The sequence below is a fragment of the Tardiphaga robiniae genome (genome assembly GCF_013359755.1).
In the GTDB taxonomy this organism is placed as follows: Bacteria; Pseudomonadota; Alphaproteobacteria; order Rhizobiales; family Xanthobacteraceae; genus Tardiphaga; species Tardiphaga robiniae.
In genome coordinates this window covers 188266-210409 of record NZ_JABMCJ010000078.1, presented here as the reverse complement: position 1 = coordinate 210409, position 22144 = coordinate 188266, and the positions used below count along the sequence as shown (strand labels likewise).

General features: G+C 58.3%; 18 protein-coding genes and 1 tRNA gene. 14 read left to right on the top strand and 5 right to left on the bottom strand.

Annotated features, from left to right (window positions below):
- Window positions 1-84 precede the first annotated feature (84 nt).
- Window positions 85-390: an urease subunit beta gene (locus tag HP556_RS10715; protein ID WP_175366983.1), complete on the top strand. Its 306-nt coding sequence runs from the start codon at window positions 85-87 to the stop codon at window positions 388-390.
- Window positions 391-394: 4 nt separating this feature from the next.
- Here the strand turns inward: HP556_RS10715 and HP556_RS10710 are convergent, their stop codons facing one another.
- Window positions 395-724: a hypothetical protein gene (locus HP556_RS10710; protein ID WP_175366982.1), complete on the bottom strand. Its 330-nt coding sequence runs from the start codon at window positions 722-724 to the stop codon at window positions 395-397.
- Window positions 725-938: 214 nt separating this feature from the next.
- Here HP556_RS10710 and HP556_RS10705 point away from each other — a divergent pair, with 214 nt between their 5' ends.
- The 7 genes from HP556_RS10705 (at window position 939) to HP556_RS10675 (ending at window position 7809) form a co-directional block, all read left to right on the top strand.
- Entirely contained in the window at window positions 939-1394 is a 456-nt protein-coding gene (locus HP556_RS10705; protein WP_175366981.1) for an endonuclease domain-containing protein, read from the top strand.
- Window positions 1385-3097 carry an urease subunit alpha gene (gene ureC / locus HP556_RS10700; RefSeq protein ID WP_068733942.1) on the top strand — a complete coding sequence of 571 codons (1713 nt, stop codon included), beginning with the start codon at window positions 1385-1387 and terminating at the stop codon, window positions 3095-3097. The genes HP556_RS10705 and ureC overlap by 10 nt, the downstream gene beginning before the upstream one ends.
- A gap of 275 nt (window positions 3098-3372) precedes the next feature.
- Window positions 3373-3672, top strand: coding sequence for a putative quinol monooxygenase (locus HP556_RS10695; RefSeq protein ID WP_068733944.1), 300 nt, complete (start codon window positions 3373-3375; stop codon window positions 3670-3672).
- 17 nt (window positions 3673-3689) lie between these two features.
- Window positions 3690-4355, top strand: coding sequence for an urease accessory protein UreE (locus HP556_RS10690; RefSeq protein ID WP_175366980.1), 666 nt, complete (start codon window positions 3690-3692; stop codon window positions 4353-4355).
- A complete protein-coding gene (locus HP556_RS10685) occupies window positions 4342-5082 on the top strand; it encodes an urease accessory protein UreF (protein ID WP_246297619.1) in 741 nt (246 codons plus the stop codon). Before HP556_RS10690 ends, HP556_RS10685 begins: the two co-directional genes overlap by 14 nt.
- A gap of 189 nt (window positions 5083-5271) precedes the next feature.
- Window positions 5272-5901 carry an urease accessory protein UreG gene (ureG, locus tag HP556_RS10680; protein ID WP_068733948.1) on the top strand — a complete coding sequence of 210 codons (630 nt, stop codon included), beginning with the start codon at window positions 5272-5274 and terminating at the stop codon, window positions 5899-5901.
- Between the two features lie 258 nt (window positions 5902-6159).
- Window positions 6160-7809, top strand: a complete 1650-nt coding sequence (locus HP556_RS10675; RefSeq protein ID WP_089261509.1) for a CHASE domain-containing protein — start codon at window positions 6160-6162, stop codon at window positions 7807-7809.
- Window positions 7810-7873: 64 nt separating this feature from the next.
- On the opposite strand, the gene rpoH is transcribed toward HP556_RS10675, so the two are convergent.
- Both rpoH and HP556_RS10665 read right to left on the bottom strand, forming a co-directional pair.
- Window positions 7874-8773 (bottom strand): RNA polymerase sigma factor RpoH, encoded by a 900-nt coding sequence (gene rpoH / locus HP556_RS10670; RefSeq protein WP_089261507.1) that lies wholly within the window; start codon window positions 8771-8773, stop codon window positions 7874-7876.
- Window positions 8774-8986: 213 nt separating this feature from the next.
- Window positions 8987-9997, bottom strand: coding sequence for an RluA family pseudouridine synthase (locus tag HP556_RS10665; RefSeq protein WP_175366979.1), 1011 nt, complete (start codon window positions 9995-9997; stop codon window positions 8987-8989).
- A 67-nt stretch (window positions 9998-10064) separates the two neighbouring features.
- Here HP556_RS10665 and HP556_RS10660 point away from each other — a divergent pair, with 67 nt between their 5' ends.
- The gene (locus tag HP556_RS10660; RefSeq protein WP_093759212.1) at window positions 10065-10406 is read left to right on the top strand and encodes a hypothetical protein; all 342 of its coding nucleotides are present in this window, start codon (window positions 10065-10067) and stop codon (window positions 10404-10406) included.
- A 112-nt stretch (window positions 10407-10518) separates the two neighbouring features.
- Window positions 10519-10593: transfer RNA gene (locus HP556_RS10655), tRNA-Glu, on the top strand.
- A gap of 27 nt (window positions 10594-10620) precedes the next feature.
- On the opposite strand, the gene HP556_RS10650 is transcribed toward HP556_RS10655, so the two are convergent.
- On the bottom strand, window positions 10621-11667 hold the full coding sequence (locus tag HP556_RS10650) for a tyrosine-type recombinase/integrase (protein ID WP_338117558.1): 1047 nt from the start codon (window positions 11665-11667) through the stop codon (window positions 10621-10623).
- 388 nt (window positions 11668-12055) lie between these two features.
- Entirely contained in the window at window positions 12056-12790 is a 735-nt protein-coding gene (locus HP556_RS10645; RefSeq protein WP_175366978.1) for a hypothetical protein, read from the bottom strand.
- Window positions 12791-13449: 659 nt separating this feature from the next.
- Here HP556_RS10645 and HP556_RS10640 point away from each other — a divergent pair.
- Genes HP556_RS10640 through HP556_RS10625 form a run of 4 tightly spaced genes read left to right on the top strand, consistent with a single transcriptional unit; the run spans window position 13450 to window position 21779 of the window.
- Complete coding sequence (locus HP556_RS10640; protein WP_175366977.1) at window positions 13450-16299, top strand: SNF2-related protein; 2850 nt, start codon at window positions 13450-13452, stop codon at window positions 16297-16299.
- 11 nt (window positions 16300-16310) lie between these two features.
- Window positions 16311-18206, top strand: coding sequence for a site-specific DNA-methyltransferase (locus tag HP556_RS10635; RefSeq protein ID WP_175366976.1), 1896 nt, complete (start codon window positions 16311-16313; stop codon window positions 18204-18206).
- 10 nt (window positions 18207-18216) lie between these two features.
- Window positions 18217-18834, top strand: a complete 618-nt coding sequence (locus tag HP556_RS10630; RefSeq protein WP_175366975.1) for a hypothetical protein — start codon at window positions 18217-18219, stop codon at window positions 18832-18834.
- On the top strand, window positions 18831-21779 hold the full coding sequence (locus tag HP556_RS10625; RefSeq protein WP_175366974.1) for a type III restriction-modification system endonuclease: 2949 nt from the start codon (window positions 18831-18833) through the stop codon (window positions 21777-21779). Before HP556_RS10630 ends, HP556_RS10625 begins: the two co-directional genes overlap by 4 nt.
- Window positions 21780-22144: the final 365 nt, after the last annotated feature.

Here is a 22144-nt window from a genome sequence, read left to right as displayed (position 1 = left end):
GACCCGGGCATCCATCTTCAGCGCTCTAAGGCGTGGATGGCCGGGTCAAGCCCGGCCATGACACCGAGAAAATCGAGAGGTCACATGATCCCCGGCGAACTCTTCATCCAGGACGGCGAGATCGAGCTCAATGCCGGCCGCAAGACCGTCACGCTGACGGTGGCAAATTCCGGCGACCGGCCGATCCAGGTCGGCTCGCACTATCATTTCTTCGAAACCAATCCGGCGCTGAAATTCGACCGCAAAAAAGCCCGCGGCATGCGTCTCGACATCGCCGCCGGCACGGCCGTGCGCTTCGAGCCCGGCCAGACCCGCGATGTGCAACTGGTCGAACTCGCCGGCAAACGCACGGTTTACGGCTTCCGCGGCGCTGTGATGGGGAAGCTCTGAGCGCCTAGCCGCCGGCGCTGTCCATCATGAACGAGCGGAAGTATCGATCGATGGCCAGCGATATCAGGACGACCGAGACGAACAGAACACAGCTGTACAATGACCAACGTCCGACATCGTCACGGAACGATCGGATGCCGAGGATCACGAACCAGATGCCGAGAGCGATGCTGAACCAGTTGAACCAGGTGACGAGGATCGCCTCGGCAGCGTCCAGTTCGGCAATGAAGCCGTCCGGAAATCCGAGCCACATGACGCGGGTCATGTATAGCCAGAACGTCAGCGCGAACAGCAGGCATGCCGCAGCAAATGGATAGACGTTCTTCCATCTCACGATATCGGTCTCCGCTTCAGATCCCGACGCCGCGCGCCTTGTTGGGGTGCGCGAAGCTATGGAAGTCGCGGGTCACGCCGTCAATGAACGAAGGCGCAGGCAAGCGTACCGTCTATGGATTCCGCAGCGACGTAATGGTGAAGTTGTGATTGTTGGGAATGTGACGGCCGTAGTGCTCCCTCCCCCCTTGCGGGGGAGGGGCGGGGAGTGGGGTATGCCACATAACGAGGTCGGCGAGTTTCAGCGCGGTCACGCCAAGGAACTGCGGCGCGTAATGACTCGCGCCGAGACCTTGCTGTGGCGACAGCTAAAGGCACATCGTCTGGCAAATTTGGGTTTTCGTCGACAAGCCCCGATGGGTGTTTACATTGCTGGTTTAGTTTCCCATGCGAGCAAGCTCATTGTCGAAGTCGATGGTGAAAGCCATGATTTTGTAGAGCGCATCGCGCACGACGCGCGGCGCGACGCTTGGTTTGCCGCGCGTGGCTATCGCGTCCTTCGTTTCAGCAATGACGATGTCATGAAGAATCTCGAAGGTGTTGTCCTCGCGATCGGCGAGGCCGCGACCTGTGGCACACCCCCCTCCCTGACCCTCCCCCGCCCAGCGAAGCTTCGCTTCGCGCGGGGGGGAGGGAATACTCCGGCCAATGGAGCGAAAACATGCCCGTGAAAATCAAACGCTCCGTCTATGCCGACATGTTCGGCCCGACCACCGGCGATCGCGTGCGGCTCGCCGACACCGATCTGATCATCGAGGTGGAGAAGGACTTCACCATCTATGGCGAGGAGGTGAAGTTCGGCGGCGGCAAGGTGATCCGCGACGGCATGGGGCAGTCGCAGGCGACGCGCGCGCAGGGCGCGGTCGATACCGTCATCACCAACGTGCTGATCGTCGATCACTGGGGCATCGTGAAGGCCGACGTGGCCCTCAAGGGCGGCATGGTCCACGCCATCGGCAAGGCCGGTAATCCCGATATCCAGCCGGGCGTGACCATCAATGTCGGTCCCGGCACCGATGTCATCGCGGGCGAGGGCAAGATCCTCACCGCCGGCGGTTTCGACAGCCATATCCATTTCATCTGCCCGCAGCAGATCGAACACGCGCTGATGTCGGGTGTCACGTCGATGTTAGGCGGCGGCACCGGCCCGTCGCACGGCACCTTCGCGACGACCTGCACGCCCGGCCCATGGCACATTGCGCGGATGATCCAGTCCTTCGATGCGTTCCCGGTCAATCTCGGCATTTCCGGCAAGGGCAATGCCTCGAAGCCCGCGCCGCTGGTGGAAATGATCAATGCCGGTGCCTGTGCGCTGAAGCTGCACGAGGACTGGGGCACCACGCCTGCCGCGATCGACAACTGCCTCAGCGTCGCCGACGACTACGACGTGCAGGTGATGCTGCATTCCGACACGCTGAACGAGTCGGGTTTTGTCGAGGACACGATCAAGGCCTTCAAGGGTCGCACCATCCATGCCTTCCACACCGAAGGTGCCGGTGGCGGTCACGCACCCGATATCATCAAGGTCGCGGGCCTCAAGAACGTGTTGCCGTCGTCGACCAATCCGACGCGGCCATTTACCCGCAACACCATCGATGAGCATCTGGACATGCTGATGGTGTGTCACCATCTCGATCCGTCGATTGCGGAAGATCTGGCATTTGCGGAAAGCCGCATCCGCAAGGAGACGATCGCCGCCGAAGACATCCTGCACGATCTCGGCGCCCTCTCGATGATGTCGTCGGACAGTCAGGCCATGGGTCGGCTCGGCGAAGTCATCATCCGGACCTGGCAGACCGCCGACAAGATGAAGAAGCAGCGCGGCTCGCTGAAGGAAGACAAGGGCAACAACGACAATTTCCGCGTCAAGCGCTACATCGCGAAGTACACGATCAATCCGGCGATCGCGCATGGCGTGTCGAAGCTGATCGGCTCCGTGGAGAAGGGCAAGATGGCGGATCTGGTGCTGTGGTCGCCGGCGTTCTTTGGCGTCAAGCCGGATCTCGTCATCAAGGGCGGCTCGATCGTCGCGGCGCCAATGGGCGATCCGAACGCGTCCATTCCCACGCCGCAGCCGGTGCACTACCAGCCGATGTTCGGCGCCTTCGGCCGTGCGCTGACCCAGTCGTCGGTGGTGTTCACATCGGGTGCGGCGGTGGCCGGCGGTCTCGCCAAGAAGCTTGGCATCCAGAAGTCGCTCTATGCGGTGGAAAATGTCCGCGACGGGATCTCGAAGAAGAGCATGATCCATAACGGCGCGACGCCGAAGATCGAGGTCGATTCGGAGACCTATGAGGTGAGGGCGGATGGCGAGCTTTTGACTTGTGAGCCGGCGGAAGTGCTGCCGATGGCGCAGAGGTACTTTATGTATTGAGGTGCTCGGTGGCTCCCTCCCTCCAGCGCAGCGAAGCTGCGCGCAGTGGGGAGGGTCGGCCGTTAGGCCGGGGTGGGGTGCTTCAACAAGCGCGATGTTCCGTGTTGCTCCCCACCCGTCACGTTGTTCGCTTCGCTCGCAACGCGCCACCCTCCCCACTGCGCAGCTGCGCTGCTTGGGGGAGGGAGAAGAAAGAGCGCTTCTATCTGTTCCCATAACCCCTTAATGTCCGTCCCGGCATTCTTAGCCACAACAATAAACCGGGAGGACTCCCCTTGATCTACGTCGTTGCCACTTTGTCCGTGAAACCCGAAGCCCGCGCCGAATTGATCGAAGCTGCCAAGGCTTGTATCGCCGAGACCCGCAAGGAAGCGGGTAATATCGCCTATGATCTGCACGAGAGCGTCACTGATCCGACCCGCATGGTGTTCGTCGAGCAGTGGGAGAATGCCGAGGCACTGGTGCCGCACCGAACGCAGGAACATATGAAGACTTTCGGCCGCGTCGCGGTGAAATGCTTCAGCGCGCCTCCGAAGATCGAAATCATCACCCCGGCTGACGTCGTGGTGCGTTAAACCAAACGAGAGAGTTCATGATCCGCGCGACTGAGGTCAAAGGCCAATACAACTGGACAGAGGCGGCGGTAGACACCGTCGTTCTCGACTTCGACGATCGTCATCGTCGCCGCATGGCGATGACGGGGACGCGCGGACTGGAATTCCTGCTCGATCTCGAAAACGCCGTCGCCCTGCGGGGCGGCGACGCTTTGGTGCTGGAAGACGGCCGCCTGATCGAGGTGGTCGCAGCGCCGGAGCCACTGATCGAGATCCGTGGTACCGATCCCGGCCATCTGGTGCGGCTCGCATGGCATCTCGGCAATCGCCATCTGCCGACGCAGATCATGGCCAAGGGCCTGCGCATCCGCAGCGATCATGTCATCGAGGAGATGGTGAAGGGTCTTGGCGCCAAGGTCATCGAGATCGAAGCACCGTTCGATCCCGAAGGCGGCGCCTATGCCGCTGCGCATGAGCCGGCAGGTCATGGACATCATGATCATGCTCATCACGATCATGGACACAGTCACGACGATCATGGGCACGACCACCATGGCCACAGGCATGACGCGCACGGTCATGCCGGTCATGGCCATGACCAGCATGTCCATGACGAGCATTGCGGTCACGATCACGATCATCATCATGATCACGACAGCAAGCACGACCACCACGGTCATTCTCATGCTCATGACCACAAATAAAGCGGCGGACGACAGCCCGCCGAACGACTCTCCCGCCTTGTCTGCCGACGAAGGCGCTGCGCTGTACCGGCTGATGACTTGGCTGTCGCCGGCTTTTCCGGTCGGCGCGTTTTCCTATTCCAGCGGTATCGAATGGGCGGTGGAAGCAGGCGACATCACCGATGCTGCCAGCCTGCAGGACTGGTTGTCGGCGATGTTGTCCGATGGCGCAGGGTTTTGCGATGGCGTGTTTCTCGCTCATGTGCACCGCGCAGCATCTGACGGCGACGACAAGGCATTGCGCGAGGTTGCCGAGCTCGCCAGCGCCTTCGCGCCATCAAGAGAACGTCAGCTGGAGACCACCACGCAAGGCAAGGCCTTCATCGAGATCGCGCGTAATGCCTGGTCGCATGAGGCTATGGAGCGGCTGATCGGGATATGCGACAGCCCGATCGTCTATCCCGTTGCCGTCGGGCTTGTGAGCGCGGCCCATGGTGTGCCGCTCTCCGCAACGATGCATGGCTTTTTCCACGCGGTGGTCTCGAACTGGATTTCCGCTGGCGCGCGGCTGGTGCCGCTCGGTCAGACCGACAGCCAGCGCGTACTTGCAGCGCTGGAGCCCGTGGTCGTGACCACAGGCCATCGCGCCATGGCGGCATCCCTCGACGATCTTGGCGGCGCGACATTCCGCTCTGACATCGCCAACATGCGTCACGAGACGCAATATACGCGGCTGTTCAGGTCATGATGGCTCCAGCTCAAATCACACACCAGACCCCTCATGGTCGCCTGAACGCAATCGCGTTCCGGCTGGAGGAGCGCGCCGCTTGGCGCGCGTCTCGAACCATGAGTTGCTTGGCACATCCTTCGAGACGCGGCGAAGCCGCTCCTCAGGATGAGGGCCGTCGCTTCATCCTCAACCGAAAGCACCCCTGACATGTCCAGTTTTCACGGTCCGCTCCGCGTCGGCATTGGCGGTCCCGTCGGCTCCGGCAAGACCGCGCTGATGGATCTGCTGTGCAAGACCATGCGCGAGCGCTACGACATCGCGGCGATCACCAATGACATCTACACGAAGTGGGATGCCGAATATCTGGTGCGCTCGGGCTCGTTGACGGCGGATCGCATTGCTGGCGTCGAAACTGGCGGCTGTCCGCATACGGCGATCCGCGAGGACGCCTCGATGAACCTCGCCGCCGTTGCCGACATGCGCGTCAAGTTTCCCGATCTCGACATGGTGCTGATCGAGTCCGGCGGCGACAACCTCGCGGCGACCTTCTCGCCGGAACTGGCCGATATCACCATCTATGTCATCGACGTTGCGGCCGGCGACAAGATCCCCTCCAAGGGGGGGCCGGGTATCACGCGCTCCGACCTGCTGGTGATCAACAAGATCGATCTGGCGCCCTATGTCGGGGCTTCGCTCGAGAAGATGGACGTCGACGCCAAACGGATGCGCGGGGTCAGGCCCTTCGTGATGACCAACATGAAGACGCAGGAAGGTCTCGACCGGATTATCTCATTCATTGAGAGCAAGGGCGGCCTTAAGGCCAAGGCGGTCGCCTGAGACTTGTGAATAAGGCCTCTGCCGTAGTTCTCACGAGCGGGCTTCGACTTGAGGCGTTCATATTGGGTTGGCTATAACGACGGGCTGGTCGATGCCCGTCGGCTAATGTGTCGTGTGATATTGCGTTAAGCCTGTTTTTCAAGATTTGTCCGGTCCGGAAATAATTTCCATCGGGCTGGAACCAAATTGTTCCGGCATGATTGGCATACACCTGAGCCGCTGACCCGGCAGCAACGTCCTAATTTCCCGAGTATCCGTGTGGTCCGGCTTGGTTTCATCATCGCATTACTGGCACTGGTCGGAGCTCTGCTCTCCGGCCTTGCGGCCTATCGCGTGCATGACCAGGAGCTGGCGATCGAGAATATCGCGCTGGGCCGGGCCGTGGATATCCATGCCAGCCTGGTGCAGGAGCGTTTGACCGAGCGCGAACTGCTGGCGCGCGTCGCAGCCGGGCTGTTTCGTGCGCCGACGGTCATGAAGGCCAATATGCTGCAGCCGTTGCGGGCCTCGATCTACGCCTTCAAGACCGATTTCGCGATTGCCGCCTGGATCGCTCGCCTGCAGCCGAACGAATTCGCGGCCGCCAGCGCGGAGCTGGCCAGTGCCGGCTACCGCAATCCTACGATCCGCAGCTATAACGACGATCGCCTCGATGCCAGGGCGCTGGGGCAGCCGCTCGACGTGCTGATGGATGTGGAGCCGCGCAATTCCGTCACCGAAGGCTTCGCCGGTCGCGCCCTGAATTTCTCTCCCGTCACAGGTCCAACGCTGGTGCGCGCCGTGAACGAGGGCAAGCCGGTCGCCTCCAGCCCCACGCCGCTGCAGCAGCCCGATGGACCGCTGGGATTGGTACTGGTGACGCCAGTTGTGCCCGAAGGTGATCCCGCGCCGGCCGGCTTCGTGTCGTTCTCCTATGAACTTGGGCCGTTGATGCTGGCCAATGACGAGATGTCATTGTTCTCGGTGGCACTGAAAGATCCGCGCGTCGCTGATGGCGAAATCGTCGCCGATGACGATGGCAGGGTAACGGCGCGCCCGCTGGTGGCGAATGGTCCTGCGCTGGCAGTCCTGCGCACGGTTTCGTTCGGCGGGCGTGACTGGTCGCTGGGCTATTATCCGAAGGTCAATACCGAGCTGCGCGCGCAGCGCACCGCCATCATTGTCGGCGGGTTCGGCCTCGCGCTGACGGCCATTGTTTGCGGGCTGTTTGGCTATGTCTCCTACGCCAATCTGCGGCTGCGGCGCGAGGTGGAGATCCGCATCGGCTTCGAACGTCGCCTGACCGCCGTCATCGACGAGCTCAATCATCGCGTGAAGAACATCCTGGCGGTGATCCAGTCCATCGTGACACGCACGCTGCGCCACGGCTCCGATGTGGACAACGCGCGCGATCTCCTGATCGGTCGTATTCACGCGATGTCGAATGTTGTGTCGCTGCTGAGCGAGAGCCAGTGGCAGGGCGTGCAGCTCAAGGGCCTGTTCGAGGCGCGAGCGATCCCGCATGCCGACCGTATCGCACTGGAAGGTCCGGATATCATTGTCAGCGCGCGCGCCGCGCAGAGCCTGTCGCTGCTGTTCTTTGAACTGGCCTCGCATTCCGACGAGGGCCTGTCTTTGGTCGGCAAGCATCCGCATATTGTTGCGCATTGGGAGATTACGGGCAGCGAGCCGGATGGGCTGTTCAATTTCCGCTGGGAAGAGTTCAACACCAGCGAAGCAACGCGGCGGCCGGACAGCGATTTCGGTCTGGTGCTGCTCGATCGCGTGGCACCGGAAGCGCTGGGTGGTACGGCGAAGCGCTACTTCACCGATGTGTCCTACGTCTATGAACTGACGGCACCCGTCGAAACGGTGATCGACATGACCGAGCGCGACCGGACAGAAGCGCTGGCGAAGCCGATCAGATAATCGACCCCAACAAAAAAGCCGGCGTTTCCGCCGGCTTTCGTATTCGTTGTATCCGCTGCGCCTGTTAGTGCGCAGCTTCCAGAGCGGCAGCTTCCGCCTTGGCGATGGTGCCCTTGACCGCAGTCTGCACCTTTTCAAAGGCACGGACTTCGATCTGACGGACACGCTCGCGCGAGACGCCGAACTCCGAGGCGAGATCTTCCAGCGTCATCGGTTCATCGGCGAGGCGACGTGCCTCGAAGATGCGCCGTTCGCGCGGGTTGAGGACACCGATGGCGCCGTTCAGCGCCTGACGGCGATGATCGAACTCCTCGTGCTCCGCCATGATGGTTTCCTGATTGGGCGAGTTATCGACCAGCCAGTCCTGCCATTCGCCGGCTTCGCCGTCGTCACGGATCGGTGCGTTGAGCGACGCGTCGCCACCGAGGCGGCGGTTCATGTCGATCACGTCCTGTTCCGTCACGCCGAGACGCGTGGCGATCAGCTTGACCTGGTCGGGGCGAAGATCGCCTTCGTCCAGGGCGGAAATCTTGCTCTTCGCCTTACGCAGGTTGAAGAACAGCTTCTTCTGGTTCGCGGTGGTGCCCATCTTCACGAGCGACCACGAACGCAGGATGTACTCTTGAATCGACGCCTTGATCCACCACATGGCGTAGGTGGCCAAGCGGAAGCCTTTCTCCGGCTCGAAGCGTTTCACAGCCTGCATCAGACCGACGTTGCCTTCCGAGACAACTTCGGAGATCGGCAGACCATAGCCGCGATAGCCCATGGCAATCTTGGCGACGAGTCGCAGATGGCTGGTCACAAGGTGATGTGCCGCGTCGCGATCGTCGTGCTCGCGCCAACGCTTGGCAAACATATATTCCTGCTGAGGTTCCAACATCGGAAACTTGCGGATCTCGGCGAGGTAATGCGAGAGGCCGGATTCTCCATTGAGAACCGGAAGGGTAGCTGTACGGGCCATTATGATGCCCTCCAGTGGTTCAGACCCCCGATAGCGGCGGGCCAGGCAGCGAGCGCTTTGTTAAAGCCGCCCTGGCTGCGATGTTCCGCGTCTCATTTGACGCAGGTGCAACATACACCCTACTACAAGCGTATTGAAAGTGAATTCCCTGTCACGTTCCCGTGGGGCCAATATAAGCGTTTGGAAAGGCTTACTTTTTTATATGCATCTGCGTCATTCTGGCACGGCCATATGGGCTCTCAGAACCGCCAAATCGTGAGGAAGCTCGCTGGTCCACTCCAGAATCTCGCCCGTGCGAGGGTGCTCCAGAGCCAGCAAATAGGCGTGAAGCGCCTGCCGGTCGAGCGCTTCCAGCGCCGCGCGGCTCTTTACGCCCAGCGACGACGCCTTGGTCTTGAAATGCGAGCCATAGACCGAATCCCCCATCAGCGGATGCTGGATATGCGCCAGATGCACGCGGATCTGGTGCGTCCGCCCGGTCTCCAATTGGCAAGCGAGCAGGGTGGCGATCGGCTTGCCGTGGCGGTCGGGGAATTCCTGCAGCACTTCCCAGTGGGTGACGGCATCGCGGCCGCCTTCGCGGACGGCCATTTTCTCGCGGGCATGGGGATGCCGGTCGATCGGCGCTTCCACCGTGCCGCGCGGCCGGTTTGGGATACCCCAGGCAAAGGCCATATAGCCGCGCCGCATCTCGTTGGTGCGGCCGTGATCGGCGAATTGCGCCGTCAGCGACGCATGGGCGGCGTCGTTCTTGGCGACCACCATCAGGCCGGTGGTGTCCTTGTCCAGCCGGTGCACGATGCCCGGCCGCTTGACGCCGCCGATCCCCGACAAGGATGCCCCGCAATGGGCGATCAGCGCGTTCACCAGCGTGCCCGTCTCGTGGCCGGCGGCGGGATGCACAACGAGCCCCTTGGGCTTGTTGATGACGATGATGTCCTCGTCCTCGAACACGATATCGAGGGCGATATCCTCGCCTTCGGGCTCCGGCGCGATGGCCGGCGGCACGTCGATTGTGATCGTATCGCCGGCAGCGACATGATAAGCGGGGTCGCGCACGGGGGTGGGGTCTTGCGAAGACCGGGTGATCGTCACCTGGCCGGCGAGGATCAGCGCCTTCAGCCGCGACCGCGACAAAGCCGGGCTGCGCACGGCGAGCACGCGATCGAGCCGGGTCGAGCCTTCATCGCCCTGCACCGTGACATCCAGCCGTTGATCGTTCATTCCGTAAAGCCTTACCTGACAGAAGCGTGTTGCTTCGAGAGCCGTGAATTAAGAGACGAGTGTTTGCATGACCCAGCCCGCCGCCGATAGCGCGCCCGAACCGACCCTTGAACAGGCCGCCATGATCGCGCGCGTCCGCCGCATGATGCTGATCGCGGGCCTGACCACCGCCTTGGGCGTCGGCGCGCTGCTCGTCGTGATCGGCTACCGCCTTTTCCGCACGGATGGAAGCACTGTCACGTCCACGACGACTGCGACCCTGCCGAAAGGCGCCAAAATCCTCTCCACGGGGGTAGCCGGCGACCGGATCGTGCTGACGCTGGACGTCGGCGGCAGCACCGAAATCCGCACGTTCGACGCCAAGAGCCTGAAACCCGCCGGAACGCTGAAATTCGCCAGCGAGCCCTGAGGTTCGCTTGCGAACCCCAAGGGTTCGCCTGCGAACCATAACCATATTAGTGGGCGAGGGGGCGACAGCATCTTGCAGCCACCGCCATTCCCGGCTATCCCCTCCCGCGCACGCTCCGTTCGTCTAACGGTTAGGACATGGCCCTCTCAAGGCTAAAATAAGGGTTCGATTCCCTTACGGAGCGCCAGGGTGGCTTAACGGGCATTGAAACAACTTACTTTTTTGCCTGTTGTCCCAAACGATCAAATGAGGTTTGGGACAATCTGTTCGCCTTATGGTCATCAAGGCTGGCAATAGCGCGCCTGCCGCCTCGCCGTCGGTCTGCTTCCCGCGTGTAACGTTCAGCTTCTTTCAACGACAAGTGGCCCAATGCGGCCATGATGTCGTGAGCGCTAGCACCGGCGTCAGCGAGCAACCGCCCAAAAGTTTTCCGCAGACCGTGTGGCCGGCAGTCGATCGGCAGTCCCGCTTCCGTAATCGCATCACGCATAAAGCCACTGAAGCCGTCGACAGTAAAAGGCTTGCCAAATTCGGTATTGATGATTGTCACATGCTTCCGAGGAGCTGCATCCAGCGCGGCGCGTAGGCCCTTTGCCATTGACACAGCAACAGGGATGCCTGTTTTTTGCCGAGCATACTCAAAACCGTCTCCGTCGATTTGTGTCCAAGTTGCGCGATGAACGTCGGCTCTGGCGGTACCGACGTTCAGCATGAGTTCGTAGGCAGTACGCTGCTTGGTACCGAGCGGCCATCGGCACTCATAGGCAGCCAGTTCAGCATCAGTCCAAGCTCGGACCTCACGCGTTTTCGGACGCTTGATGCCCAAAGATGGGTCGAGTTGTAGCCATTTCTTCTCGATCGCATGACGTATGAGAATCCTCATCTTTTTGAGCGTGTCGAGCGCCGCTCCGGGCTTTCCACCCAGCGGGTCTAGAATTTTCTCCTTGATGCGATCTTTGGTCATGCCAACGACAGCGCGATGACCGTGTTCACGCCGGATAATCTCAAGACGGCTGCGATAACCTGCTTTGCTGGTTTCCCGCAGGCCGTCCCGAAATTCCGTGCTCTGCAGGTAAGATGTGATCAATGCGTTGATCGACCGCTCGACTGGTTTGATCACTACTGGCTTTATCGCATTGCCAGCGAGAGCTGCGGCGTAGGCGGCCATGAACTCATTTGACGAGGGATCGTCTGGAAGCTTTATCCGCTTGCCGTCGCCTCGGCGGACGCGAAACGAATAGTAAACGCGACCATTGATCACGTTCCGCTCAACATGCGGTGGCAGCTTCCGACGCGTTATTCCCATCCAATGTTCGCTTCGCTCGTTCCTTGTGAGGTACTCATCTGATTGTCGCCATCGCGTGGAAGAAGATCCACGTAGATATCAAGTTCTCGAACATCCCAGACCTTCCTGTGCATGGTCATAATACGAGCTCTCGGCATACGGCCTTCTTCAATTAGTCGGTCGAACAGCGTTGGCGAGACGCAAACGTAGGCGGCAGACGCATCTCGGCCAATGAGGCGCGGTGGAAGAGTAGGAGGCAGCGCTATTTGTTTTGTCATGGTGACGGCCAACCTACCGCATCGCATTTTACGAGCGGCAATTTCGCCTCGCTATCAAACAACGTTTGAAAGAGGCCATTCCAATTTTATGGCGGGGGATGTGTAAATAGGGCTGCTAATCTGCCTATCGTGACCTCAGTGATCATCCGAATCTGGTGCAAGTCGCCACGATAGCTCTCGTCCAGCTTTTTCATTTCATCCACGATTTCTTCGAAGGTCGTACCGACCTTGCGGGGGTGATATATAAGCTCGGCAGCGGCCTTGTCTGTGTAGTAATTTCGGGGATCTTTGCCATCATGACCGATCGACAATCTTGTAATTTCGGCCTCAATCAAGATCGATGCTGTTGGTCGCGGTGCGTGTAGCTTAATCGTTAAGTAGACGTCGCCAATTGTCTGAAATGGATCTTGTTCGATTTCAACGAACACGTCGGGCGACCTCGGTTTGCCTCGAGACCAAACGTGAACGAGCGAAGCTACCGCGTCACGGAAGGTGTGTCCGGGCGCAAGATTTTGAAGAACTTTCAGGCTTGGTGGCCAAGTCGCAACTTCGAGACCGATTGGATTGGTCGCTACTAAGTTTGCATAGCGTTCGAATGTTTGAACCGTGTCTTTGACAGTCGGTCCAGCGATCGGCGATCCCACAACAGTGATCAGAAGGCTCGCCGCGTCGTTTGGGGTAACGCGCGCAGCGCTTCGACCTCGCCCGCTCACTTTTCGAAGGCCAACACTCGCCAAGATCCGATCGTGCTGCGTCACCGTTTTCGCGGGAACGTTCAGCACCGATGCAACGCATTCTACCAAATGACCGGGAAAAGGCATGAAAACTCCTGCCCCATTCCCGTATAACTCGAATGGAGAGATGTCAACCATTCGAGCTTAGCGCAAATGGAATATCGTGGGAGTAATAACCTGAAGGTCTAGGTTCAAATCCTGCGCGCAACCGAACATCTTGTTGATATCGCGATGTAAAACGAAAGAGCGAGCTTTCGGCTGCTTTCATTTTGTGTAACCGCCACCGAGACGCCACTGCCAGCAAAAATCAGTCTAAGCCTGCTGCAACGCGTGAAAGCGTTTGTGGCACTTCTGATCAACGCGCTCCTGACTTTGAAGGTCTTTTGTCGGACCGAAAAACAACCCGCTCTAACCTCGCGACGTCCAGATAGGCAAGGTCCACCACTATTCGATACTTTTGCTCGATTGCGAGATGCCTCGACGCGTAAGCGAAAGAAAAGACAGTTAAACAGAGAGAACGGTCAGGATCTCTGAGATCATGTCGGCCGATCTGTATCAACGCCTCAACCAAATTGCGGCCAGCAACGATGTTTCGGCGGGTGGATAGTCCGTCATGTGCTGTTTATGGCGGGTTACAACGGGACATGGCATACCGCTAGAGCGTGGCTCGCGCAGAATCTGGTCGAGCGCGGAAAAGATTGTCGTAGAATCGCCAAGAATGACAAGTGGGCTGAAGGGGAAATCTGTTGGCCACCGAGTATCACGCAAAGCTCTTCGCTCATGAGCTTACCCGCCAGCGTTCAGTCGCCGACGAGGAGAAGCTCGCTAGCGCATTGCTGGATGCTCAGGTTGACCTAAATCCCCATCAGGTCGAGGCCGCCCTTTTCGCGTTCAAATCGCCTCTTTCAAAGGGGGCGATTCTGGCGGACGAAGTGGGATTGGGAAAGACCATCGAGGCGGGCCTCGTGCTGGCCCAGAAGTGGACCGAGGGCAAACGCCGAATCCTCGTCATCACACCTGCTAACCTTCGCAAGCAATGGTCGCAGGAGCTCGCAGAGAAGTTCTTCCTGCCATCGACGATCCTTGAGGCCAGAAATTACAACAAGCTAAAGAAGGACGGCGCGCGTCGTCCGTTCGAGCAAAAGACGCTTGTCATCTCCTCATTCCAATTCGCGGCGAGAAACGCGAACGAACTTATGGTCATTCCGTGGGATCTCGTCGTCATTGACGAAGCCCACCGGCTGCGAAATGTCTACAGGCCGGATAACCGCATCGGAAAGGCGCTAAAGGGAGCGCTCGCCAACTCGCCCAAGGTGCTGCTTACGGCAACGCCTCTTCAGAACTCGCTCATGGAACTGTACGGGCTCGTCAGCCTTGTTGACGACTATGCGTTCGGCGACGCAAAGAGCTTCAGGGCGCAATATGCGCGCCTGTCCGACGACACGCAGTTCGACGAACTTAAAGACCGTCTAAAGCCGGTTTGCCATCGCACACTGCGAAGGCAGGTGCTGGAATATATCCGCTACACCAATCGCATACCTATCACGCAGGAGTTCGTGCCGACCGACGACGAGCAGAAACTCTATGACATGGTCTCGGAGTACCTGCGGCGACCATCCTTGCAGGCTTTGCCGTCAAGCCAGCGCTCGCTGATGACCCTTATCATGCGGAAGCTGCTGGCTTCGTCTACGTTCGCGATTGCGGGAGCGCTCGACTCGCTTGCGCGCAAACTGGAACGCCAGCTCGGGCGAGACAAGAACTTGCGCGAGAAGCTCGAACAGGAGATCGCTGAAGATTACGAGGAGTTCGATGAAGCAGCGGACGAATGGGGAGAAGACGAACCCGAGCCAGAGCTCCTGAGCGAAGAGGACATTGCCAACATCGGAGCCGAGATCATCGAGTTGCGTGGCTTCCGCGACTTGGCCGTGACGATCTCGGAGAATGCCAAAGGCCAGGCGCTTCTGAGCGCCCTGCGCGCAGGGTTTGCGAAATCCAAAGAGCTCGGCGGCGCCGAGAAAGCCATTATCTTCACCGAGTCACGCCGAACGCAGGAATACCTCGTCCGGCTTCTGTCCGCGAATGGTTTCGACGGCAAGCTCGTTCTCTTCAACGGCTCGAATTCCGACGAGCAATCCAAGCAAATCTACAGTGCCTGGATTGAGCGTCATAAGGTCACGGACAAAGTCACAGGCTCGCGCACGGCGGACATCCGAGCGGCGCTTGTGGATTATTTCCGTGAGAACGCCTCCATCATGATCGCTACGGAAGCAGCCGCGGAAGGAATCAATCTCCAGTTCTGTTCGATGGTGGTCAATTATGACCTTCCGTGGAACCCGCAGCGCATCGAGCAGCGGATTGGCCGGTGCCATCGCTACGGCCAGCGTTACGACGTTGTGGTTGTGAACTTCCTGAACAAGAACAACGCCGCCGACCAGCGCGTGCATGAGCTGCTCTCCGAAAAGTTTAAACTCTTTTCGGGAGTGTTCGGCGCTAGCGACGAGGTGCTTGGCGCTATCGAGTCCGGCGTTGAGTTCGAAAGACGCATCGTCTCTATCTACCAGAACTGTCGCTCGACCTCAGAAATCGAGACTGCGTTCGAGCAGCTACGTACCGAGATGGATACGAACATTACAGCGACGATGGAGGATACGCGCCGCAAGCTGCTTGAGCACTTCGATGCCGAAGTCCATGACCGGCTTCGCATCAACATGAACCAGAGCCGCGAATATCTCGACCGTTACACCCGCATGCTGTGGGCGCTCACTAAGCATGAGCTCGGCAGGCAGGCAAAATTCGACGATAACTATTTGACCTTCATGCTGTCTGCATGCCCTTGCGGGGTGGACGTGCAGACGGGCAGCTACTTCCTTTCGAAACTTGGCATTGACGGCCATCGCTACCGGCTCGGCCATCCACTCGCGCAGCACATCATCGGCACGGCAGGCGCACGGAAATTGAGCGGGGCGACGCTTGTCTTTGATTATACCGCGTGGCCGCAGACTGCCGTCGCAATCTCGCCCCTCGTAGGAAAACAGGGCACGCTCGTCGTGCACAAGTTGTCCGTTCGGGGAGCCGACGACCAGGACCACATTATTATTGCCGCGATGACCGACGACGGCGTTGCGATCGATTCAGTTGCGGCGATGCGTCTGTTCGAGCTGCCTGTTGAAAAAAGGGCGGCGAACGATGCCCAACTGCCCGATGCAGTCAGGGCCGCTGCAGAGACGCAGCGCAAGGTCATTCTCGATGACATGGTTGCGCGGCAGGCCGGATGGTTCGACGATGAAATTGACAAGCTGGACAACTGGGCCGAGGACAAACGTGCGGGCCTGAAGGCCGATCTCAAGGACATCGACGAGGAAATCAAAGCGCTCAAGAAGGAGGTCCGCCAGACCGGCAATCTCCCGGACAAGCTCGCCATGCAACGCAAAGCGCGGGTGCTTGAGGCGAAGCGAGATGAAGCTTGGCGGGCGTATGATACAGCAGCCAAGGATATTGAGGTCCAGAAGGATGGTCTTCTGGACCAGGTGGAGGAGCGACTCGGGCAGTCAGTGTCCGATGAAGAGCTCTTTGCAATCAGATTTGAAGTTAAGTGAAGGGGCAAAAAATGAACAAACCGGAGCAGGTTAAGCCGGAGAAGATGGATTTGCAGTCCATGGATATTGCCGTCGAAAAGCGGATTGAGCTGATGCGCTCTTTGAGGCGCGTATTCCCAGACGTATTCGGAGAAGACGCCATCGAGTTTGACGAGCTCAAACGAGTGCTCGGTGAATTGGTCGATCCTGGCAAGGAACGGTTTGGACTGAATTGGCCGGGCAAGGCGGAGTGCATGAAGATTATCCAGCAGCCGAGCATCGCGACTCTCAAACCGATGCACTCGGAGTCTGTCAATTACGACGAAACAAACAACGTATTCATCGAAGGCGATAATCTTGAGGTGATCAAGCTGTTGCAGCGCGCCTACTTTAGCCGTGTGAAAATGATTTTTATCGACCCTCCGTATAACACTGGAGGCGAATTCATTTATCCAGACAAGTATGCCGAGACTCTAGATACGTACCTATCTTACACCGGCCAAATCGATGGCGAAGGCAAGAAATTTTCTACCAACACGGATTCCGCAGGGCGATATCATTCTCGTTGGCTCTCGATGATGTATCCGCGGCTGTACCTCGCAAGAAATCTTTTGCGAGACGACGGTGTGATATTCGTAACAATTGGGGACCAAGAGGTTTCCAACCTTCGGAGTCTAATGGATGGAATTTTCGGAGAGGAGAATTTTGTAAGCACGATCATTTGGGAGAAAATTTACACTACCAAGAATGACTCTGCTCTCATCTCAGGCTGCCACGACTATATTCTTGTCTACGCCAAAGATGCGAACGTTTGCGAGCTCGGTTCGCTGCCCCGCACAAAGGAGATGGACGCTAGATATACGAATCCTGACTCGGACCCGCGCGGGCCGTGGAAGCCGATACCGCTGTATGCGGATGGTGAGAGGAAGAATGGCCGGTTCACCATCGTAGGGCCCACAGGTCGGAGGTTTGAACCTCCCGTCGAGTCGCATTGGCGATATGTCGAGGCCGATGTGCTTGCATTGATCAAGGACAACCGGGTTTCATTCGGGAGAGATGGAACGGGTCAGCCTAACCTGAAGCGGTTTCTGTCCGAGCTGGACGAAGGAGTTAAGTCGAAGACAATTTGGTTCCATAAAGAAGTTGGAAGCAATGATACAGCAAACCGCGAAATTAAAAGTCTCTTCGATGGTGATGACAAGCTCTTCAGCTTCCCGAAGCCAACATCACTCATCAAGCGAATGATTCAGTTGGGCGGCAACGCGCGTGACGCAATCGTAATGGACTTTTTTGCCGGTTCTGCATCAACGGCGCACGCCGTTATGGCGGCAAATGCTGAGGACGGAGGCCAGCGTCGTTTCTTAATGGTTCAGTTGCCGGAACCCACCGAACGCAAAGATTTTCCAACCATCTCCGACATTGCCAAAGAGCGCATTCGTCGCGCTGCCAAACAGATTGCAACCGACAAGCAAGGCACTTTGAAATTTCAAGATGGAAAAGAGCCTGATCTTGGATTCCGATCATTTAGACTTGACCGATCTAATTTTGCCGTCTGGGACGGTCAAAATGCCGACGAATTGGACGACCAGATCGAAATGCACATTGACCATCTCTCAGATGAAAGTTCACCCGAGGACATTCTCAGTGAGCTATTATTGAAGGCAGGATTTCAACTTACTACCAAAATCGAAGAACGCGAGATGGCGGGCAAGGCGGTATTCTCTGTTGAAGGCGGCGCGATGCTGATCTGTCTTGATAGGGAAATCACCCCAGAACTGATCGACGGGCTCGCCGAGGCGAACCCATTGCAAGTCATCTGTCTTGACGAAGGGTTCAAGGGCAATGACCAACTGAAGACCAATGCTGTGCAGACCTTCAAGGCGCGGGCGCAGGCTGCGGAATCCGAAATCGTCTTCAAGACGGTTTAGGAGACTGGTCATGGGTGTTCCTGATCGCTTTGTAACCGACTATCCCGCGCGCTGCCGCCAGCTCCTTGATATGCTGGAGGGGCCGGCGCGTAGTGCAGACTTGCTCGGGTCTTTCGCGCTCCTTGTCGCCAGCGCTGCATTCAATATCCCGTTCGCCCGAATGGTGGAGAAGGCGCATCCGCTCGGTGCGCCCGAGGAAAAGCTGTATGAAGCAGTTGAGGCCCTTAAGAAGCAGGCTTTTGCCGAGGCCGCGTTTTGGACTAGCGCAAAGCCCGCTTTCTTTCGCTACGCAAAGATCGTGAACAGCGCAGAAGATTCCGTCCACTGGCGAGACGCTGCCGGACAGCATCCTCTTACCTCGACCGAATCGAAGGACGCAAACACGGTCCTTCGAACCATTCGCAACGCACTCGCGCACGGTAACGTCGTCTATCTCAACAGGAACGGTCACGAGACCGCGGGGGAGCGATTGGTCTATCTCGGATTTCTGAGCAAGCACGAGAATGGCGACGGCTACCGGATCGCGATCTTCGACGAAGAGACCTTTCTCGCCTTCTTAAAGGCATGGATTACGTGGCTTCAGACATTTCCGCCTGAGCGCATCTTGTTCGCGGAGGTCGCAGAATGAAACTTAAGTTTGACCCATCCCTGCAATATCAGCAGGACGCAGTGAATGCCGTCGTTGGCGCGTTTGAGGGGCAGCCCTTTGTGCAGACCGGCGCTATGGCAATGCAAGCGCTTCAGATAGGCGGGTTGTTCCAGACGGAGCTTGGCCTCGGCAATCAGCTCACCATCGGCGATGACCAGATTCTCGCCAACATTCAGACCATCCAGGAAGCAAATGAGATCGAGAAGATCGCTGAATTGGCCGGTCGTGAATTCTCAGTTGAGATGGAGACGGGAACCGGCAAGACCTACGTCTATCTGCGGACGATCTTCGAGCTGAACAAAACCTACGGCTTCAAGAAGTTCATCATCGTGGTGCCGAGCGTTGCCATCCGCGAAGGCGTGCTGAAGAGCATCGATGTCACGAAGGAGCATTTTCATACGCTCTTCGATAACGTGCCGTTCGATCATTTCGTCTACGACTCGAAGCGGCTCGGCAAAGTGCGTCAGTTCGCGACCAGCAATCAAATTCAGATCATGGTCATAAACATCCAGTCCTTCCAGAAGGATGTTGCCGACAAGGATTTGTCGGAGATGACAGAGGACGAGCTCAAGAAGCTCAACGTCATCAACCGCGAGAATGATCGCATGTCTGGGAGAAGGCCGATTGAGTTCATTCAGGCTGCTTGCCCCATCGTTCTTCTCGACGAGCCGCAGAGCGTCGACACAACCGACAAATCCCGGCGTGCCATCGCGAACCTCAACCCCATGGTGACGCTGCGCTACAGTGCGACGCACCGCAATCCTTACAATCTTGTCTACAAGCTTGACCCGGTCAAGGCGTACGACCTTCGCCTTGTGAAGCGTATCGAGGTTGCGTCCATCCGGTCCGACGACAATTTCAATGATGCTTATGTCAAGCTTCTGAAAACGGACAACAAGAATGGCATCAAGGCGCAGATCGAGATTCACAAGGAAGGTACTTCCGGACCCAAAGCTACGAAGCTTTGGGTGAAGCAGGGTGACGATCTTTTCGTGAAGTCAGACGAGCGCGATGCCTACCATGACGGATATATCGTGCAGAATATCGACTGCACGCCGGGCGCGGAATATATCGAGTTCAATCAGGGTCGCTTCCTTGAGCTTGGTCAGGAAGTCGGCGGGCTCGGCGAAGACGTCATGAAGGCCCAAGTCTGGGAGACCGTCGAGCAGCATCTCAGGAAAGAACGCGCCCTTAATGGAAAGGGTATTAAAGTCTTGTCGCTGTTTTTCATCGACAGGGTCGCGAACTACCGCGTTTACAACGAGGATGGTTCCACCAGCCTTGGCAAGATCGGCCGATGGTTCGAGGAGGCTTACAAGGAGTTGACGGCGAAGCCGATCTACAAGGGCCTCATTCCATTCGATGTTGCAGAGGTGCACAACGGCTATTTCTCGCAGGACAAGCAGGGTCGCGCGAAGGATACGCGCGGCAACACTGTGGACGATGATGACACCTACAGCCTCATCATGCGCGACAAGGAGCGGCTCCTCGACCCCAACGTCGCACTGCGCTTCATCTTCTCGCATTCCGCACTGCGCGAGGGATGGGATAACCCCAACGTCTTCCAGATTTGCACGTTGAATGAATCACAGTCGGTCGAGCGCAAACGGCAGGAGATTGGTCGCGGGTTGCGCCTGCCGGTCAATGCGGATGGGGAGCGCGTCCACGACGAGACCGTAAACCGCCTTACGGTGATTGCGAACGAATCCTATGAGGATTTCGCTCGCACGCTGCAAACCGAATTCGAGGAGGATTTCGGCATCAAGTTCGGCAGGGTTGAGAAAATCGCCTTCGCAAAGCTCATTCAGCGCGCGCCGGACGGCAGCGAGAAGGCGCTTGGGCAGGATGCTTCGGTGAAGCTCTGGGGCGAGCTCGTCGCGAAAGGCTACCTCAATGCAACAGGCGATATTCTCGCGAAGTTCGACCCCAAGAACCCTCACTTCAAGCTTGAGGTATCGGGTGAGTTTGCGGCGCTCGCGCCGGAAATCATCGACGAGGTGAACCGCAAGCTGTTCAAGAACCGCATCGTCAACGTGCGGGAGGAGCATACGCTGAAATTCCGCAAGGAAGTGCAGCTCAGTCTCGAATTCCAGGCGCTGTGGGAGAAGATCAAGCACCGTACGCGTTATCGCGTGACCTTCGCGACCGCGGACCTCGTTGAGAGGGCTCTTGCCCGTATCAAGCAGATCGAGCCGATCAAGGCCGCGCGCGTTGCGACTACCGTGGTTGAGGTCGAGATCACCGACGCGGGCGTTGCCGCCGATAAGCAGATTTCATCGAGGGTGCGGGAGACGCAGCAAGTGAAAGTGCTCCCCGATATTCTTGCCTTCCTTCAGAAAGAAACGGAGCTCACACGCCATACCCTTGCTGAAATCCTGAAACGCTCCGGGCGGCTCGCCGAATTCAAGATTAACCCGCAGGCGTTCATGGCGGGGGTCGCGAAGGAAATCTCCCGCGCCCTGCACGACCTCATGCTGGAAGGCATTAGGTACGAGAAGGTCGCGGGGCAGCATTGGGAGATGAGCCGTATCGAGCAGGAGGCAGAGGAAGGGATCGTCCGGTATCTCGGCAATCTTTACGAAGTGCAGAACCGGGAAAAGGCGCTGTTCGACGCGATTGTTTATGATTCAGAGGTCGAACGGCAGTTCGCTCGCGATCTCGACCACAACGAAAACGTCAAGCTGTTCGTCAAGCTGCCGTCCTGGTTCAAGATCGACACGCCCATCGGCACTTACAATCCCGACTGGGCCTTCGTCACAGAGCGCGACGAGAAACTTTATTTTGTCCGGGAGACAAAAGGCACGCTGGACAGCGAGGAGCGGCGGACGAAGGAGAACCAGAAGATTGCCTGCGGGCGCAAGCACTTCGATTCCATCGGCGTTGATTTTGCTGTGATCACGTCGCTGTCGGAAGTCGCGATGTAGCAGGCGACATTGCGCGGCAGCCCGTAAACCGGGCTGCCGCGTGCCCCGATCAACCGAGCCTGAAGCTCGGAGCGGCAAGAACCCTGCGGATATTCTGAAGGTTCGCGTGAGCGTTACGCAGTTCCTCCGATCCCGCCGAACGGAAGCTCGGCTGCGATCCTCCGAAGGAGCATCATCAGCTCCGGACGCGTTACCTGCGAAAGTTCGGCTTGTGAAATCACTCTCATTTTTCCTCCGTCATTTCGGGCCGCGATCGCCGCGGCCTTCGTACGGGCCGGTTCACGCGCCCCGGCCGCGGGCTGCACCGTTTGCGGCTGGAACGGAGAGGAGGAGTGCAACGCAATTGCGGCCCCGAGCTGACGAGG

Coding starts and splice junctions, on each gene's coding strand:
- HP556_RS10715 (WP_175366983.1), top strand. CDS start 85: ATGATCCCCGGCGAACTCTTCATCCAGGACGGCGAGATCGAGCTCAAT.
- HP556_RS10705 (WP_175366981.1), top strand. CDS start 939: ATGCCACATAACGAGGTCGGCGAGTTTCAGCGCGGTCACGCCAAGGAA.
- ureC (WP_068733942.1), top strand. CDS start 1,385: ATGCCCGTGAAAATCAAACGCTCCGTCTATGCCGACATGTTCGGCCCG.
- HP556_RS10690 (WP_175366980.1), top strand. CDS start 3,690: ATGATCCGCGCGACTGAGGTCAAAGGCCAATACAACTGGACAGAGGCG.
- HP556_RS10685 (WP_246297619.1), top strand. CDS start 4,342: ATGACCACAAATAAAGCGGCGGACGACAGCCCGCCGAACGACTCTCCC.
- ureG (WP_068733948.1), top strand. CDS start 5,272: ATGTCCAGTTTTCACGGTCCGCTCCGCGTCGGCATTGGCGGTCCCGTC.
- rpoH (WP_089261507.1), bottom strand. CDS start 8,773: ATGGCCCGTACAGCTACCCTTCCGGTTCTCAATGGAGAATCCGGCCTC.
- HP556_RS10665 (WP_175366979.1), bottom strand. CDS start 9,997: ATGAACGATCAACGGCTGGATGTCACGGTGCAGGGCGATGAAGGCTCG.
- HP556_RS10660 (WP_093759212.1), top strand. CDS start 10,065: ATGACCCAGCCCGCCGCCGATAGCGCGCCCGAACCGACCCTTGAACAG.
- HP556_RS10645 (WP_175366978.1), bottom strand. CDS start 12,790: ATGCCTTTTCCCGGTCATTTGGTAGAATGCGTTGCATCGGTGCTGAAC.
- HP556_RS10635 (WP_175366976.1), top strand. CDS start 16,311: ATGAACAAACCGGAGCAGGTTAAGCCGGAGAAGATGGATTTGCAGTCC.
- HP556_RS10630 (WP_175366975.1), top strand. CDS start 18,217: ATGGGTGTTCCTGATCGCTTTGTAACCGACTATCCCGCGCGCTGCCGC.
- HP556_RS10625 (WP_175366974.1), top strand. CDS start 18,831: ATGAAACTTAAGTTTGACCCATCCCTGCAATATCAGCAGGACGCAGTG.